Annotated in this window: 17 protein-coding genes; 10 read left to right on the plus strand and 7 right to left on the minus strand. The window is 43.3% G+C overall.

Features of this window, described 5'->3' with window-relative positions; all coding sequences use genetic code 11:
* Positions 1–249 precede the first annotated feature (249 nt).
* Positions 250–540, minus strand: a complete 291-nt coding sequence (locus F0361_RS08020; protein WP_038236075.1) for an HU family DNA-binding protein — start codon at positions 538–540, stop codon at positions 250–252.
* A gap of 126 nt (positions 541–666) precedes the next feature.
* Here F0361_RS08020 and mutY point away from each other — a divergent pair, with 126 nt between their 5' ends.
* The 6 genes from mutY to F0361_RS08050 all read left to right on the plus strand — a co-directional run bounded on the left by mutY (position 667) and on the right by F0361_RS08050 (position 6,288).
* Positions 667–1,716, plus strand: a complete 1,050-nt coding sequence (gene mutY, locus F0361_RS08025; protein ID WP_154917952.1) for an A/G-specific adenine glycosylase — start codon at positions 667–669, stop codon at positions 1,714–1,716.
* 115 nt (positions 1,717–1,831) lie between these two features.
* The gene (locus tag F0361_RS08030; protein WP_154917953.1) at positions 1,832–2,293 is read left to right on the plus strand and encodes a single-stranded DNA-binding protein; all 462 of its coding nucleotides are present in this window, start codon (positions 1,832–1,834) and stop codon (positions 2,291–2,293) included.
* A gap of 22 nt (positions 2,294–2,315) precedes the next feature.
* A complete protein-coding gene (locus F0361_RS08035; protein WP_154917954.1) occupies positions 2,316–3,644 on the plus strand; it encodes a gliding motility-associated protein GldE in 1,329 nt (442 codons plus the stop codon).
* The gene (gldD, locus tag F0361_RS08040; protein ID WP_154917955.1) at positions 3,634–4,188 is read left to right on the plus strand and encodes a gliding motility lipoprotein GldD; all 555 of its coding nucleotides are present in this window, start codon (positions 3,634–3,636) and stop codon (positions 4,186–4,188) included. Before F0361_RS08035 ends, gldD begins: the two co-directional genes overlap by 11 nt.
* 12 nt (positions 4,189–4,200) lie before the next feature.
* Positions 4,201–5,148 (plus strand): pyridoxal-phosphate dependent enzyme, encoded by a 948-nt coding sequence (locus tag F0361_RS08045; RefSeq protein WP_154917956.1) that lies wholly within the window; start codon positions 4,201–4,203, stop codon positions 5,146–5,148.
* Positions 5,149–6,288, plus strand: a complete 1,140-nt coding sequence (locus F0361_RS08050) for an MBL fold metallo-hydrolase (protein WP_246160838.1) — start codon at positions 5,149–5,151, stop codon at positions 6,286–6,288. It begins immediately after the preceding gene.
* Here the strand turns inward: F0361_RS08050 and F0361_RS08055 are convergent.
* The 3 genes from F0361_RS08055 to F0361_RS08065 all read right to left on the minus strand — a co-directional run bounded on the left by F0361_RS08055 (position 6,285) and on the right by F0361_RS08065 (position 10,254).
* The gene (locus tag F0361_RS08055; protein WP_154917957.1) at positions 6,285–6,704 is read right to left on the minus strand and encodes a hypothetical protein; all 420 of its coding nucleotides are present in this window, start codon (positions 6,702–6,704) and stop codon (positions 6,285–6,287) included. The two genes, F0361_RS08050 and F0361_RS08055, sit on opposite strands and share 4 nt — an antisense overlap.
* 150 nt (positions 6,705–6,854) lie before the next feature.
* Positions 6,855–8,927 carry a M16 family metallopeptidase gene (locus F0361_RS08060; RefSeq protein WP_154917958.1) on the minus strand — a complete coding sequence of 691 codons (2,073 nt, stop codon included), beginning with the start codon at positions 8,925–8,927 and terminating at the stop codon, positions 6,855–6,857.
* 4 nt (positions 8,928–8,931) lie between these two features.
* A complete protein-coding gene (locus tag F0361_RS08065; protein WP_154917959.1) occupies positions 8,932–10,254 on the minus strand; it encodes a M16 family metallopeptidase in 1,323 nt (440 codons plus the stop codon).
* A 156-nt stretch (positions 10,255–10,410) separates the two neighbouring features.
* Between F0361_RS08065 and F0361_RS08070 the strand changes: the two genes are divergently transcribed.
* The 3 genes from F0361_RS08070 (at position 10,411) to rpmA (ending at position 11,938) form a co-directional block, all read left to right on the plus strand.
* Complete coding sequence (locus tag F0361_RS08070; RefSeq protein ID WP_154917960.1) at positions 10,411–10,866, plus strand: DUF4199 domain-containing protein; 456 nt, start codon at positions 10,411–10,413, stop codon at positions 10,864–10,866.
* Between the two features lie 98 nt (positions 10,867–10,964).
* On the plus strand, positions 10,965–11,636 hold the full coding sequence (gene rplU, locus F0361_RS08075) for a 50S ribosomal protein L21 (protein WP_154917961.1): 672 nt from the start codon (positions 10,965–10,967) through the stop codon (positions 11,634–11,636).
* Between the two features lie 41 nt (positions 11,637–11,677).
* Positions 11,678–11,938 (plus strand): 50S ribosomal protein L27, encoded by a 261-nt coding sequence (gene rpmA / locus F0361_RS08080; protein WP_099544685.1) that lies wholly within the window; start codon positions 11,678–11,680, stop codon positions 11,936–11,938.
* A gap of 58 nt (positions 11,939–11,996) precedes the next feature.
* Here the strand turns inward: rpmA and F0361_RS08085 are convergent, their stop codons facing one another.
* The 3 genes from F0361_RS08085 to ahcY all read right to left on the minus strand — a co-directional run bounded on the left by F0361_RS08085 (position 11,997) and on the right by ahcY (position 15,291).
* Positions 11,997–12,518: a 5' nucleotidase, NT5C type gene (locus F0361_RS08085; RefSeq protein WP_154917962.1), complete on the minus strand. Its 522-nt coding sequence runs from the start codon at positions 12,516–12,518 to the stop codon at positions 11,997–11,999.
* Between the two features lie 15 nt (positions 12,519–12,533).
* Complete coding sequence (locus F0361_RS08090) at positions 12,534–13,829, minus strand: M20/M25/M40 family metallo-hydrolase (protein ID WP_154917963.1); 1,296 nt, start codon at positions 13,827–13,829, stop codon at positions 12,534–12,536.
* A gap of 145 nt (positions 13,830–13,974) precedes the next feature.
* Entirely contained in the window at positions 13,975–15,291 is a 1,317-nt protein-coding gene (gene ahcY, locus F0361_RS08095) for an adenosylhomocysteinase (protein WP_154917964.1), read from the minus strand.
* 80 nt (positions 15,292–15,371) lie between these two features.
* Between ahcY and F0361_RS08100 the strand changes: the two genes are divergently transcribed.
* Positions 15,372–16,004 carry a 4'-phosphopantetheinyl transferase family protein gene (locus F0361_RS08100; RefSeq protein ID WP_154917965.1) on the plus strand — a complete coding sequence of 211 codons (633 nt, stop codon included), beginning with the start codon at positions 15,372–15,374 and terminating at the stop codon, positions 16,002–16,004.
* The last annotated feature ends 44 nt before the right edge of the window (positions 16,005–16,048 follow it).

Here is a 16,048-nt window from a genome sequence, read left to right on the forward strand (position 1 = left end):
TATTTGTATCTATCCCAAAGAAAATAGGATAGATGGATTAAACAATGCTGGAAACAGATTTATAAAATCTGCCGAGACTCGCTTTGGAATCTCTATGTCAAGGAACGTAGGTATTAAAGCGAAAAAGTAGTTTCTAAAACTACTTTTTCTTGTGTCGGTTAGCTCTTCTGCGCTTCTTACGCTTGTGGGTAGCTACCTTATGTCTTTTTCTTTTCTTACCGCTCGGCATAAAGTTCTTCTTTTAGATTATTATTTTACTTGTACGTTGCTTTTTACACCTTCTACAAAAACCTTTGCCGGCTTAAATGCAGGAATGTTGTGGGCGGGGATTTTGATGGTTGTATTCTTAGAGATGTTCCTTCCGGTCTTCTCTGCCCTGGTCTTGATGATAAAACTTCCAAAACCTCTTAGGTACACGTTATCTCCACTCTCCAAAGAAGATTTTACTTCTTCCATAAAGGATTCAACTGTCGCTTGTACATCTCCTTTTTCAATTCCCAGTTTATCTGAGATCTTCGATACAATTTCCGCTTTCGTCATCTTACAATATTAGATTTTCTGTATTTTTTTCGGGTTGCAAATATATAAATTAAATTCAATCTTTCTTTCTAATAATCTAATTTTAAGTATTTAAACTGATACTTTTGCCGCTTAGTATTTTTGCGAATGTCTTTTTCCGATAAAATTTTGACATGGTACCTTGAAAACAAGCGCGATTTGCCCTGGCGCGACACCTTGGACCCTTATAAAATTTGGTTGTCGGAAATCATTTTGCAACAGACCCGTGTTGCCCAGGGCATACCGTATTACCATAGGTTTATCGAAGCCTTTCCCAAGGTTGAACATTTGGCCATAGCCAATGAGGAAAAGGTCCTTAAACTTTGGCAAGGACTGGGCTATTATTCAAGGGCCCGAAATCTGCACGCAGCCGCAAAAATGGTCGTTGGGGAATTCAATGGGACCTTCCCCAAAACCTATGCCGGTTTGCTAAAGCTAAAGGGCGTTGGGGACTATACGGCGAGCGCCATTTCCTCCATTTGTTATAACGAACGGCAGGCGGTCGTCGATGGAAACGTTTATAGGGTATTGTCAAGATATTTTGGTGTGAATATACCGATCAATAGTACGGAAGGGATTAAATCCTTTAAAAAGTTGGCCCTTGAGGTCTTGCATCCCACCAATATTAGGGATTACAACCAGGGCATCATGGAATTTGGTGCGGTCCAATGCACGCCCCAAAGCCCCAATTGTTCTTCCTGTCCGCTGGCCGATGGTTGTGTGGCCTTGGAAATGGGCACCGTAAAGGATTTGCCCGTCAAACTTGGAAAGACGAAAATCAAAAAGCGCTTCTTTAACTATTTGGTACCCTTGGAGCATAGGAAAAGCGATGAGACCCTCACTCAATTGAGACAGCGTAAAGGAAAGGGCATTTGGCAAAATCTCTGGGAATTTCCCTTATTGGAAACGGAACGGGAAATCGGTTTGGAGGACATTGAAATTCGGCATTCCGAGGTACTAAAGTTCAAAAGACCGCCTGAAATCAGCCTTTTTAATTCGGATTCCATCGTCCACAAGCTTTCACACCAGCATTTGCATACCAGGTTTTGGATATTGGAAGGACCCTTTTATCGGACCAATACCATACCCGTATCCAATCTTGAAAATTATCCGGTTCCCGTATTGATAGCGGAATTCATGAAAACATTTAAATTTTAGTACTTTTGAACTATGGATTTCCGTAGTATGGGAATCAGCAAGTCTAACTACCTGATTATTCCAAAGGGAGACCTTTAATTTCAGGCAGTTTGCATACATATAAAGGTGAAAAAATATGAGTGGTACATTAAATAAGGTAATGCTGATCGGGCATTTGGGAGACGAAGTGAAGATGCACTATTTTGAGGGCGGAGGATGCATTGGGCGTTTTCCTTTGGCCACCAACGAGACCTATACCAATAAGCAGACGGGCGAGCGCGTCACCAATACGGATTGGCACAATATCGTAGTACGGAACAAGGCCGCCGAAGTTTGCGAAAAGTACTTGAGCAAAGGGGATAAAGTCTATGTTGAAGGACGTTTAAAGAACCGCCAATGGCAGGGGGAAGATGGTAATACCAGATACACGACGGAAGTCCATGTGCAGGACTTTACCTTTTTGACAACAAAACAGGAAAGTATGGCGAATAGTTCCGGACAGTCCTCCCAGCCGCAACAGGAAGGGCACGACGACAGGACACTGCCCAAATCTCCCGCACCATTAAGTCAGGACGATGAAGATGATTTACCATTTTAATTTGGAAATTAATTTATAGTAAGTGGACCCAGACCCTTTACCGCTGGCCTTGCATTTTCTGGTGATGGATAGTGCCTTTGCGCTTAATATTGCCATGTTGGTCATACTGCTGATTTGTTCCGCGCTTATATCTGGGGCAGAAGTGGCCATGTTCGGACTTTCGGTTACCGAAATAAACGAAATAAAGGACCAGAAAACGGAAAAAAGCACTATTCTTATTCGGTTATTGGAACGTCCCAAGAAATTATTGGCCACGATCCTTATTGCCAACAACGCTATCAATATTGGGGTGGTCTTGATCTTCAATTTGATAGGCGATACCCTTTTTTCCGAAATAAACGCGGTGCTTTTCAATATCGTCTCGCTGAGGTTTCTGCTGGAGGTGGTGGTAGCCACATTTATGATTCTAATGTTTGGGGAGATACTGCCAAAAGTTTATGCAAATAGAAATCGATTGAGCTTCTCCAACTTCATGGCCTATCCCCTGCGTGTCTTGGATTTTATTTTTTCCCCGTTAAGCCTTCCCATGCGCTCCGGAACAATTTTTTTATACAATAAGCTGGGAAAGGAGAAATCCAGTTTTGGTGTAGATCACCTATCCCAGGCATTGGAACTTACCTCAGAGGGTGATACCACCAAGGAGGAGCAAAAGATTTTACAAGGTATCGTAACTTTTGGAAATACCGATACCAAACAGGTCATGAGACCCAGGATAGACATTTTTGCCTTGAACGATCAAATGAAGTTTCCCGAAGTTTTGGAGGAAATTAAAAAGAACGGCTATTCCAGGATTCCCGTTTACTCGGAAAATATAGATAATGTCCTAGGGGTATTGTATGTTAAGGATTTGTTACCCTATCTTGACCGGAAGTCCTTTAATTGGATGACCTTGATACGAGAACCTTATTTTGTACCAGAGAACAAAAAATTGGATGACCTTTTGGCCGATTTTCAGGCGAAAAAGAGCCATCTGGCCGTGGTAGTGGACGAATATGGAGGTACTTCGGGCATTGTGACCTTGGAGGATATCATAGAGGAAATAGTGGGGGATATTAGCGATGAGTTTGATGATGAGGACCTGGTCTTCTCCAAATTGGACGATTACAATTATGTCTTTGAGGGGAAAACCACCTTGAAGGATTTCTACAGGGTCATAAAATTGTCTGACGAGGATATTTTTGAAGAAAACAAAGGTGAGTCCGAAACCATCGCCGGTTTTGTACTGGAAATGGCCGGAAGTTTTCCAAAAAGAGGCGAGGAAGTCGTTTTTCAGGATTATAAATTTGTCGTGGAGAGTTTTGATAAAAAGAGGTTGAAACAAATAAAAGTGACATTGCCCCATGAGATGTAAGATTTCTGTTCTCCTTTTTGTCTTTATTGTTCTTTTAGGCTCGTGTAATGACCAACCCATTCCCAAGCCAAAGGCCCAAATGCGCTTGGAATATCCGCAAGGAGCCTCTTCACCCTTGGAAACCGAAAATTTCAGGTTCGATTACAACGAATTGGCAACGCCCAATCTGGATTCGGAAACCGCATTTTCCTTGGAATACCCAGAGATGAAGGGCGCTATTTTCTTAAGTTATAAAAAGATAGATGGCAATCTGGAAAAACTGATCGTAGACGCCAAGCGACTTAGTTACGAGCATGCCGTAAAGGCCGACAATATTGTTGAGCAGCCCTATGTAAACCCGGATAAACAAGTTTATGGGGCCTTGTTTGAAGTGCAGGGGAACGCTGCCTCCCAATCACAATTCTTTGTGACCGATAGTACGGAACATTTTTTGACGGGTTCCGTCTATTTTTACGTAAAGCCCAATTATGATTCCATATTGCCCGCGGCCGCTTATCTGCAGAACGATATTCGAAGGATCATAGAAACCTTGGAATGGAAGTAATTCAATAAAGGGATGAACAAGACTATACTAACGGATTGCCACAAAAGAATCGCTCCTTTCATACATAATACCCCTGTGCTTAAATCGACCTTGATCAATGAACGTTTGGGATGTAAGGTGTTTTTCAAATGTGAAAATTTTCAAAGGGCGGGGGCCTACAAAATAAGGGGCGCCACCAATGCCATTTTGAATCTGGGCGATGCTCAACGTAGAAACGGTGTGGTTACCCATTCTTCAGGAAATTTTGCGCAGGCCGTTTCCTTGGCCTCCAGGAGTTTGGGGGTTCCTGCACATATTGTGATGCCCACTACGGCACCTAAAGTTAAAAAGGAAGGAGTTGTTGCCTATGGTGGACAAATCTACGAATGTGAACCTACCGTTGAGGCCAGGCAGGCCATGGCCGATAAAATCGCTGCCGAAACAGGTGCGGTGTTTTTACATCCTTCCAATGATCTGAACGTAATCATCGGACAGGGAACCGCTGCTCTGGAATTGCTTGCTGAGCAACCCGATTTGAACTTTATTTTCTGTCCAGTAGGCGGGGGAGGCCTCATTGCCGGTTCCTCCTTGTCCGCCAAATATTTCGGAAAGGATTGTAAGGTTGTAGGTGGCGAGCCCTTTGAGGCCGATGATGCCTACCGTTCCTTGATTTCTGGAAAGATTGAGGGAAATGAGACGGTCAATACCATCGCCGATGGTTTACGAACCACCTTGGGAGATATCAACTTCCCGATAATCAAGGAAAATGTTTCAAAAATCGTTCGGGTTAAGGAGGAGGAAATAGTTCTGGCCATGCGCCTGGTTTGGGAGCGAATGAAAATCATCGTTGAACCTTCAAGTGCAGTTACATTGGCGGCCCTAATTAGGGATTGCCAAGAAATTCCGTCGGACTATCAAAACAAAAAAGTAGGCATTATTATCTCCGGCGGTAATGTAGATCTGAATCAGTTGCCATTTTAAATGCGAACACTAAAGCGGATACTGAAACGAATGTTCATTGCTATTTTTTCCATCATCATTGTACTTGTTGTCTTGGGGGCACTTTTCATAAATTTGAGTCCGGAGTTTGGTGGTACCATTTCGGATTCGCAAAAGGAACAATTTTCAAAATCGGAACACTACAAGGACGGTGTTTTTGAGAACTTGGGCGGTGTTACCATGTCCATGGGATTTAGCGATTATGTAAAGGGATTGAAAGGCTTTTTTGGCCCGCAAATAAATACAAGGCCAAAGGGAGCCGTTCCTATTAACGCATTGGACGCTTTGGAACTGGCCAATTATAAAGGACCTGCAAGGATGGTGTGGTTTGGGCATTCCACTTTTTTATATCAGTCCTATGGAAGGAATATTTTGATAGACCCCATGTTGGGACCGGTTCCTGCCCCCCATCCTCTTTTAGGAGGCAAAAGATTTAGCGAAGAACTTCCCATAGCCATTGAACAACTGCCGCAAATTGATTTTGTGGTTTTGTCCCATGACCATTATGACCACCTGGATTACGGATCTATCTTAAAATTGAAGGATAAGGTACAGATGTTCTTTACACCCTTGGGGGTAGGGGCACATTTGGTGGAATGGGGTGTAGCCGAAGATAGGATCAAGGAAATGGATTGGTGGGACGTAACTTCCTTTGAAGGCTTTTCCATAAAATGCGTTCCGGCGCAACACTTTTCTGGCCGTGGCCTTTCGGATAGGGGCAAGACCTTGTGGAGTGGGTGGGTAATCAAGAACGATGGTGCCAATGTATTTTTTAGCGGCGACAGCGGTTATGGAGGCCACTTTACCGAAATTGGAGAGAAGTATGGCCCTTTTGACTTTGCCATGTTGGAATGCGGACAGTATAACAAACTATGGCATGAAATCCACATGATGCCTGAGGAAACCGCCCAGGCAGGAGTAGATGTGAAGGCCAAGGTAATCATGCCCATTCATTGGGGCGCCTTTAAATTGGCCATGCATCCTTGGACCGACCCTGTCATACGGGTAAGCGATAAGGCAAAGGAATTAAATCTACCGATTGTTACACCTAAAATTGGTGAATTCATTTATTTGGCGGAACCTACTTCCAATGGTGGAGTTTGGTGGAAGAATGTCGATTAATTGTTGCCCAAAAGCGCTTCGGCATTGGCAATACTGGAATTTATTTTTTCCTTCACTTCCTTGACCTTCTCTTCCTCCTCTTTCAACCATTGCTTTTTTTCCTCGCTCAGTTCCTTGCCATCCATGATTTCTTCGGGCTCGAACCTGTCTCCAAAACCTTGCATCCAATCCATCATGGATTTGTTGGCATCCTGTAAATCGCGCATCGCTTTGGCCTGGGGAGAGTCTGTTCCTAAGGAATCCGCCATGGGTTTTAACTGACCCACCAGTTTACCTAATTGGCCCATTTTGGGCATAACCTCGTCATGAATTGCCATAACTTGTTCCATTTGGGAGGGTGACGTTTCCTTTTTTTCTTCTTTGCATGAGATAAAAAGCAAGAAGCAACTTAAGATTCGGATAAAATATTTTTTCATGAAGATATTCGTATTAAAGCGAAAAGTCATTTAAGTTGCAAAGATACCAAATAGAGTTATTATCTATAGATACTAAAACTCCAGTTGTAAGATTTAAAATAATAAAAGCCCGCTCCTTTTTGGAGCGGGCTTTTTAATTATTTGGAAAGGTTACTCAAAATCAGCTGGGGTAACCCCTTCATTGACCTTAATTTCCGATACAATGAACTCAATATTCTGTGGACCCATACTTTGTATGAGCTTGTACGGAAATAGGATGCCCGATACTTCCCTATAATCCTCCAGCATCATGGTCTGTTGCATGGTCTGTCCTTGCATGTCGATGACATTTACTTCCTGCAATTTTAGTCCGGTTTCAGTGTCGTAAAAAACGGTCTTGTTGTCCGTAACCTTTACCTTGTAAGCTTTTGTATCACCAACCATATCGGTTCCTTCCAAGGTAAGACCCCCGGCGGCCAAATAGTTCAATTCCGGGAAGGGTGCCGATTCTTCTTTGATTTTCGTGATTTCTTCTTCGGAAAAATCCTTGCGCTGTCCCTGTGCCACCATATAGCCGGTATCACCGTCCAAAACCTGCTTGCTCAGGGAGTTCCCCATCATCTGGATATCCTGCATGAACTGGTCCTTGGATGTTTTCTTTAGTTCCAAATTCAGTTTCATTCCCTGCATTTCCGCTTCTGCGGTCATCGAATAGGAATATACACTTTCCAAAGTTTCCTTACCGCCTATGGCCTTTAGGTAGTTTTCAATCACGGTTTCCGCTGTCAATCCTTCCGGAGATGCGGCATTGTAATCTGGCTTTTCAGTACGTTCCGCCGTTTTTGAATAAAATAGGACGGGTAGAGTTTTTCCTTTGAACTCCACTTTTTCAAGATTCTCCAAGACCTCACTTCCCTTCCCTGTCACAACCACGCGCGCATTCGAGGAGCTAAAATATTTTTGTGCCGCTTTTTGGACATCTTCAACGGTTATCTTTTCCAGTCTTTCCAAATAGGTCTTGTAAAAATCCTTTGGCAGCCCTTCTTTTTCTATGTTCAAGGCGTAATTGGCAATGGTCTGGGGTTGCTCCAGCGCCATAACGAACCTACCAGCATATTTGGCTTTGGTGTTTTTTAATTCTTTTTCCGATACCGGTTCGGTTATGATCCTATCGATTTCCTTTAGAATCTCAACAACTGAGCTATCGGTTACGGCATTTCGTACACTGACCGTGGCCCTAAACCTGGATGGTTCATATTTGTCGTCGCCTATGGCGGAATAAGATCCGTAGGTATACCCTTTATCTTCACGTAGGTTCAGGAACAATCTGGCTTCACCACCGCCTCCCAATATTTGGTTGGCTAGTAAGGCCGGCAGATAATCGGGATCTTTCATCTTCAAGTTCACGATGTTCTGAACCGTAATTTCGGATTGTACGGCGTTTGGCATATCCACAAAACTGATCTGTGTATTGTAGACATCTTTGGGCTTGCTGTAAGTGAACGATGGGGGAACCGCTTTGGTCCATGATGTAAAATACTTCTCGGTCAATTCCTTTACTTCATCAAAATTTACGTCGCCAACTACTACCAAGTAGGCGTTCGCGGGTACGAAATAATCCCGGTAGAAGGTTTTCACATCCTCCAATTTTATATTGTTGACGGTTTCAATGGTCGTAAATTCCCCGTAAGGATGGTCCTTTCCGTAGGCCAATGCCCGTTGAACCCTTCCACTGATTGCCGAAACATCTTTTTCTTCGGCCTTTAATGCAGTAATTAAAATGTCCTTTTCCTTGTCGAATTCCTCCTGAGTGAAATTGGGGTTTATGGCGGCATCGGCCATCAACTCCATCATTCTTGGAAAATACTTGGAAAGTGAACTGGCAAAGGCGCTTTGTGCCCCAAAACTAATTCGGGCCCCAAGAAAATCGACCTCCTCATTGAATTCGTCCTTGGGAATGTTCTTTGACCCTTGGCCCATCAACGAACCTGTTAAACTGGACACGCCAGCTTTATCACCCTCCAAAATGGGCGGGTTGTCTATGGTCAGTTGAATGGAAACCGTTGGAAGCTTATGGTTTTCAACCACCATTACCTTTAACCCATTGTTTAGGCTAAAACTTTGGGGTTCTTCCAGGTTTATCTCCGGGGCGGGTCCGGGTTTAGGCATCGTGGATCTGTCCACTTGCGCCTGTGTGGCAGTTGCCACCAATATGCTGAATAATAGGGTATATAGCTTTTTCATTTTTTTAGTTTGAAGGTTTTTCTTCAGGTAAATAGTCGATAATTACGCGTTGATTGGGCTTTAAATACTTTGAGGCCACTTCCATGATTTCATCTCGGGTTACGGAACGATATATCTCGATTTCCTTATTGATCAATTCCGTATCACCATAGAGCATGTAATTTCTGGCCAAGGAATTGGCGATGCCCTCCACACTGGAGTTTGAATTTACATATTGATTTTCAAACTTATTTTGAAGTTTTTGGTAATCTCTTTCTGAAATGGGTACTGTGCGCACCTTGGCAATTTCTTCTTCCATCTCGGAAATCAAGGTATCCAAGGGCGTCTCCCCAACGGGTAAGGCAAAGACAAAATACATGCTATAATCCTCCTGTGGAATATTGAAAGCCCCCACCTGCAAGGCCTGTTTTTGATCGTCCACCATTTTTTTGTAAAGTTTGGAAGTGGGACCATCACTTAAATAGGTCGATATCATATCCAAAACATAGGCATCCCGTTCCTTGAATCCAGGTGTTCTGTAGGCCAATCCGGCAGCGGGTATCTGTATATTAGGGTCATAGAATTGCACCCGTCTTTCCGTAGTAATTGGGGTTTCTTTGGGATAGTTCCGGGAAACATCGGCACCTTTTGGAATCGGCCCAAAGTAATCCTGTACCAGACCTTTCGTTTTCGCTATATCGATGTCTCCCGCTACTACCAGCACTGCATTGTTGGGTACGTAGTATTTTTCATTGTATGCCTTAACATCCTCCAAGGTAGCGGCCTCCAAATCCTTCATATACCCTATATTGGGGTCTTTATAAGGGTGCTTTTCAAAAAGGTTTTCCCCTAAGACCGGAAGCAATTGGCCATAAGGAGAGTTATCATACCGTAGCCTCTTTTCCTCCTTTACGACTTCGATTTGCGTATCCACTCCATCCTGGTTGATAACGGGATGAAGCATTCTTTCCGACTCCAACCAAAGGCCCAGTTCCAAATTGTTGGATGGAAAAACTTCGTAATAATAGGTTCTGTCCTGCGTAGTGTTCGCGTTGTTGGTACCTCCGTTCGAGGATACGATCTCAAACCATTTCCCTTTTTCTATGTTCTTGGTACCTTCAAACAACAGGTGCTCAAAGAGGTGGGCAAAACCTGTCCTACCTTCGGTACGATCCTTTCCCCCAACATGGTACATGACCGAAGTTGTGACCACGGGCGCGGAATTGTCCTTATGAAGGATGACGTGCAGGCCATTGTCAAGGTCATATTCCTCATATTGGACTTCTTGGGCAAGCAATAATGTGCATGAAAATAAAAGGGTGCAAACCGCAAATAGCTTTTTCTTCATTTTTTTAATGTTTAGTGTTCTTCCAAACCATTGGTATGGATTTTTGGAGTTTGTTACACTAAAATACGTTTTATGTTGTGCTAATCTTCATAAAGAGTATCGTTTTGAGTTACGATTTAGATAAAGATTCATTAACTTTTGTGGAAAAATAAACAGATGAAAAATTATACGCTCCCTATTAGATTCGGAATTGTAACTAGCGCCTGTCTTATCGCCTATTTTTTGATTTTGGCGCTCTTGGGCCTACACACCAATGTTTTTTATAGTCTGTTTAATATGATAATAACTGGCTTTGGTGTTTACGAAACCATTAAATACCTGAAAGTGAAGAGTCCAGAGACTTTTGGGTATAGTACCGGTTTTGTTGCCGGGCTTGTAACGGGCGGGGTCGCCACACTTATTTTTACGTTGTTTTTTGCTTTTTATTCAACAGAATTGTCTCCTGGATTTTTGGAAGAGCTTTCCACGAAATGGGCAAAGGAGTACGAAAATTTTGAGGCCATCGTTTTTTTGGTGGTCGCCACCATGGGTTTTGTTACCTCCTTGGTACTTACGCTTTCCTTTATGCAGCTTTTTAAACCCTCCAATAACCTAAAGCAAGGAAAGGGATAAAATCATTAAAAAACCCTTGTAGGTTACGTAATAAGCAGTATATTTGCACCCGCCTTTGGAAAAAATCCAGTAGGTTTTAACAATACATTTTTAACGATATGTACGCAATTGTAGAGATGGCAGGGCAGCAATTTAAAGTTGCGAAAGACCAAAAAGTGTACGTTCACCGTTTACAGACAGAAGAAGGTAAAAAGGTAACTTTTGATAATGTACTTCTTTTGGATGATGGTAAGAACGTTACCGTTGGCGCCCCAGCTATAGACGGAGCCGCTGTTGAGGCCAAAGTCATTAAGCACCTTAGAGGTGATAAAGTAATCGTTTTTCACAAGAAAAGACGTAAAGGCTACAAAAAGAAAAATGGACACAGACAATCCCTTACGGAGATTGTAATCGAATCCATCGTAGCCAAAGGTGCTAAAAAAGCCGAACCGGCCAAAAAAGAGGAGAAGCCAGCCGCTAAGCAGGAAACTCCCGTAGCCAAGTCGGTTGCATCAAAACCAAAGGCCGCCAAAGCAAAAGCAGCAACCGATGACCTTAAAAAGGTAGAAGGAATTGGACCTAAGATTGCAGAGACCTTGAATGCCGCTGGCATCACAACCTTCGCAGAACTGGCAAAGTCCACTCCGGAGAAAATTTCTGAAATCATCGCAGACGTTCGTGGTAACCACGTAACCGATACTTGGCCAGCGCAAGCCAAATTGGCCGCTGAGGGTAAATGGGATGAGTTGAAGAAGTGGCAAGATGAATTAGATGGAGGTAAAGAATCCTGATTCTTTATTTTCTAAGTATAACAATATAAAACCTTAAAATTATGGCACATAAAAAAGGTGTAGGTAGTTCAAAAAATGGTAGGGAATCAGAATCGAAACGTTTGGGCGTTAAGATTTTTGGTGGCCAGGCTGCTATTGCCGGTAACATCATCGTTAGACAGCGAGGTACAAAACACAATCCAGGTGAGAATGTGTATGCTGGTAAGGACCATACCTTACATGCCCGAGTAGACGGTCTTGTAAAATTCGAGAAAAAGGCGGGTGGTAAATCCTATGTTTCCATTGAGCCGTTTGAGGCTTAAGAAATAGCCTTCTATAAAAAATGAAACCCTCACATTGTGAGGGTTTTTTTATGCTGTTCTATAATAATTTGTCCGCCACCTCTTTCCAAGAATTCACCCGTTCTATTCCCGTGGTATGGATATTATGGGGTGATGTGAAAAGTAACGGTCTACCATCAAAGTGGGTGAGGTTATAACTTCTATCATCAATCAGAACATCTCCTTTTAATATATGTTTGTGACCGCATAAAATTCTATTCTGCCATGGAATGAAAGGGAAATGCTCATCCAGCCAATCACTTTTTTCTTCCAAGGAATTAGGGAATTGCATGGCCGCAGAGGCAATATACACCTCATACTTTTTAGTCAGTTCGTTAAGGACCTCCCTACTGTCGGCTATCGGTTTTAAATTTCTGAAGAAACCGCGGCGTCGCGCATGGTTCCGTACACTGTCCTGATGGGCTTCGGGAACCTTATGCCAGACTTCGCTACCCATACAATGCTCCTCGGTGAGCATGGCATTGAATTCTTCATTATAAATCTCAATATGGGCGCCATATGTATCTGCTATGACTTCGTCCATATCCACATATATCGTCATAGAATAAAAATTATATTATTTGTCCAATCCTGCTTGCGCCAATGTGATCAAGAGGGCCAGTTTTATCGATTCTTCGGATGGCTCGTCGTTCACATACCATTCGTGCAAGGAATGCGCCCCACCTCCAGATCCGCCCCTGCCGATACATACGGCCGGTATGCCCTTGGAAATGGGAATGTTGATATTGGTGGAGCCCCTGCCCAATGAGGGCGTACCCCCAAAATATTCGGTAGCGGCCATGCTCCTTTGAACCAAGGGGATATCAGCAGACAGTTCTCCCGAAGGCCTGTCACCAATCTTGATGAGCTCATAGGTTACTTCGCCCTGTATACTGCTGGAATTGTATTCGTTTATCGCCCTTTCTACGGATTGTTTAAAGATTTCTTCGATCTCATCCAAGTTTTTTGGGCTGATGGCCCGCATGTCCACCTCCATCCAGGATTCAAACGGTATCGAGTTGACGGAAGTCCCGCCACCAATTCTACCCACATTGAAGCTCGTCTTGGAGATATCTCCCGAAGTATATTCCCAAGCCGCTTTTGAAAAAATATCGATGGCCTTGCCTAGGGCGTGATGTGGATTTGCAAGTCCGAAAGCGCCCCATGAATGCCCGCCCTTTCCATTTACAAGTAGTTTATATCGTTTGGAGCCCAATCCTGCGTTACTGATCCTTCCCATACTGCCCCCATCAATGGCAATCCAGGAATCAATGTCCATGCCGGATTCGTTGAATATGAACTTCATGCCTCGGAGATCGCCCAATCCTTCCTCACCCACCGTGCCAACAATAAGAATATCCTTATCAGTTTTGACTCCAGCTTTGTTCATTCCCTTAAGCATGGAAATAAGATTTGCCAAAGCCCTTGTATCATCCCCAATTCCCGGTGCTTTTAAGGTATCGCCAAACTTTTTAACGGTAACGTCCGTACCTTCAGGGAAAACAACATCTAAGTGGGCATCAATCCCCACGTAGCCAGATTCCCCGCTCGTACCTTTTCTAAGACCGATGACATTGCCCACCTTGTCCGTCCAGAGACTGTCCACCCCTGCTTCTTCGAGTAGTTTGGCAAAGGCGATACCCCTTTTGTCTTCCTTAAAAGGCGCTGCGAGAATTTCGGTGAGGGCAATGTGGTCCTGAGTGGTCTGCTCCCTTTGTTCCTCTATGAATTTGAATGCCGACGCAACCTTTTTATCCTTGGCAAGCCGTTCAATTTCCTTTGTAAATTTTTTGTCGATGGAGACTGCTTCCTGGGCCCTTGAATTTTGAAGGGACCAAAAGACTATCAAGGCAACCAAAATAATTTTGTTCATTAGCTTCTTTTTTTGCGTAGCACCGCTATGAGGCTTTTAGATTATGGAATGTGAATTTAACGGATAATCCAATAAAGAAAAACCATTAGGATAAAAAAATAAAGCCCTTATTTTTGGTAAGGGCTTTATTTTGAAAGTATTCGGTTTAGTATCTGTAATAATCAGGTTTGAACGGTCCTTCTACCGTAACCCCAATATATTCGGCCTGTTCTTCATTAAGTTCCGTTAATTCGGCACCAAGGCGTTCCAAATGTAGTTTTGCAACTTTTTCGTCCAAATGCTTGGGCAGCATATACACTTGGTTTTCATAATTCTCACTATTGTTCCAAAGTTCTATTTGCGCCAAGGTCTGGTTTGTAAAGGAATTGCTCATTACAAAACTTGGGTGGCCGGTGGCACATCCTAAGTTTACCAATCTTCCTTCCGCAAGAACAATTACATCCTTGCCATTGATGGTGTATTTATCCACCTGTGGCTTGATTTCGTCCTTGGTATCGCCATAGTTTTTGTTCAACCATGCCATATCGATTTCGTTGTCAAAGTGGCCAATGTTACAAACGATGGCTTTATCCTTCATAGCCTTAAAATGCTCCCCTCTAATGATATCCTTGTTTCCGGTGGTCGTTATAACGATATCGGAAGTACCAATCACCGTTTCCAATTTCTTCACTTCAAAACCGTCCATACACGCTTGAAGCGCACAAATAGGGTCTATTTCCGTAACGGTAACGATAGAGCCGGCTCCTTTGAAAGAAGCAGCGGTACCTTTACCTACATCACCATAACCAGCTACGACCACCCTTTTTCCGGCGAGCATGGTATCCGTGGCCCTTCTTATGGCATCCACGGCACTTTCCCTGCAACCGTATTTGTTATCGAACTTGGATTTGGTTACGGAATCGTTCACGTTGATAGCAGGCATGGGCAAGGTTCCCTTTTTAACTCGCTCGTACAAGCGATGTACCCCGGTAGTCGTTTCTTCGGACAAGCCTTTTATACCACTGGCCAATTCGGGATACCTGTCCAATACCATGTTGGTAAGGTCCCCACCATCGTCCAAAATCATGTTCAATGGTTTTCTGTCCTCCCCAAAGAAAAGGGTCTGTTCAATACACCAGTCAAATTCCTTTTCGTTCATTCCCTTCCAAGCATATACGGGAATACCGGCCTCCGCAATGGCTGCTGCAGCCTGATCCTGGGTGGAAAAAATATTACAGGAGCTCCAGGTCACCTCTGCTCCCAAAGCAACGAGCGTTTCTATCAATACCGCCGTTTGAATGGTCATGTGCAAACAACCTGCAATACGCGCCCCTTTCAGAGGTTGCTCATTTTTGTACTCTTCACGCAAGGACATTAGACCGGGCATTTCTGCCTCGGCCAATTCAATTTCTTTTCTTCCCCAAGCTGCAAGACTCATATCTTTTACCTTAAAAGGAACGTAGGGAATGGTTGTAGTGCTCATATGTTTTTTTCTTTTTACTTTCGTTAAAATGCAACTTACTTTTTTAGCAACCTCAAAGGTACAAAATACCCGAAAATTCAATGCCTCTTTACAAAACTATAACAGTAAATTTGAATACTTCCATAGCCATTTGGAAGGTAGAGGAGACGGAAGATTTTTTGGGAGCGGGAATCCAATTGACGGACCATTGTCAATCTCGATTCAATGGTATGAAATCTGAATTGCACCGAAGGGCCTTTTTAAGCATCAGGCACTTATTGGCACTTTACGGTTATGAGGACACCGATTTATATTACAACGAGTTTGGAAAACCCCATTTGAAGGACGGGAACTATATTTCCATCACCCACTCCCACCATTTTACGGCCATCATTATCAGTAAGAAAGAAGAAGTAGGAATCGATATAGAAAAGAACAGGGAAAAAATTCTCAGGATAGCGCATAAGTTTACCCCTTTTGAGGAGTACAGGACCTTGGCGAATACCGAAGCCATCATTCGGAAATTGACCATTGTTTGGGGGGCCAAGGAATCGCTTTACAAAATTTACGGCCAACAGGGCATCAGTTTTTTACATCATATCAATGTGGCCGATTTCTCTTTTGCCCAAAACCAAACTACGGCCGAAATCCTTTACCATGGGGATGTGTCCCATTATGACGTACACTTTTTGGAGTTCGAAGGTTTTACCCTTGTATATGCCATTAAGAAGTAAATGGGGTAGTTTTTGCACCTACAATCAAATATCTTTACCAAAAA

Source organism: Maribacter flavus (genome assembly GCF_008386635.1).
In the GTDB taxonomy this organism is placed as follows: Bacteria; Bacteroidota; Bacteroidia; order Flavobacteriales; family Flavobacteriaceae; genus Maribacter; species Maribacter flavus.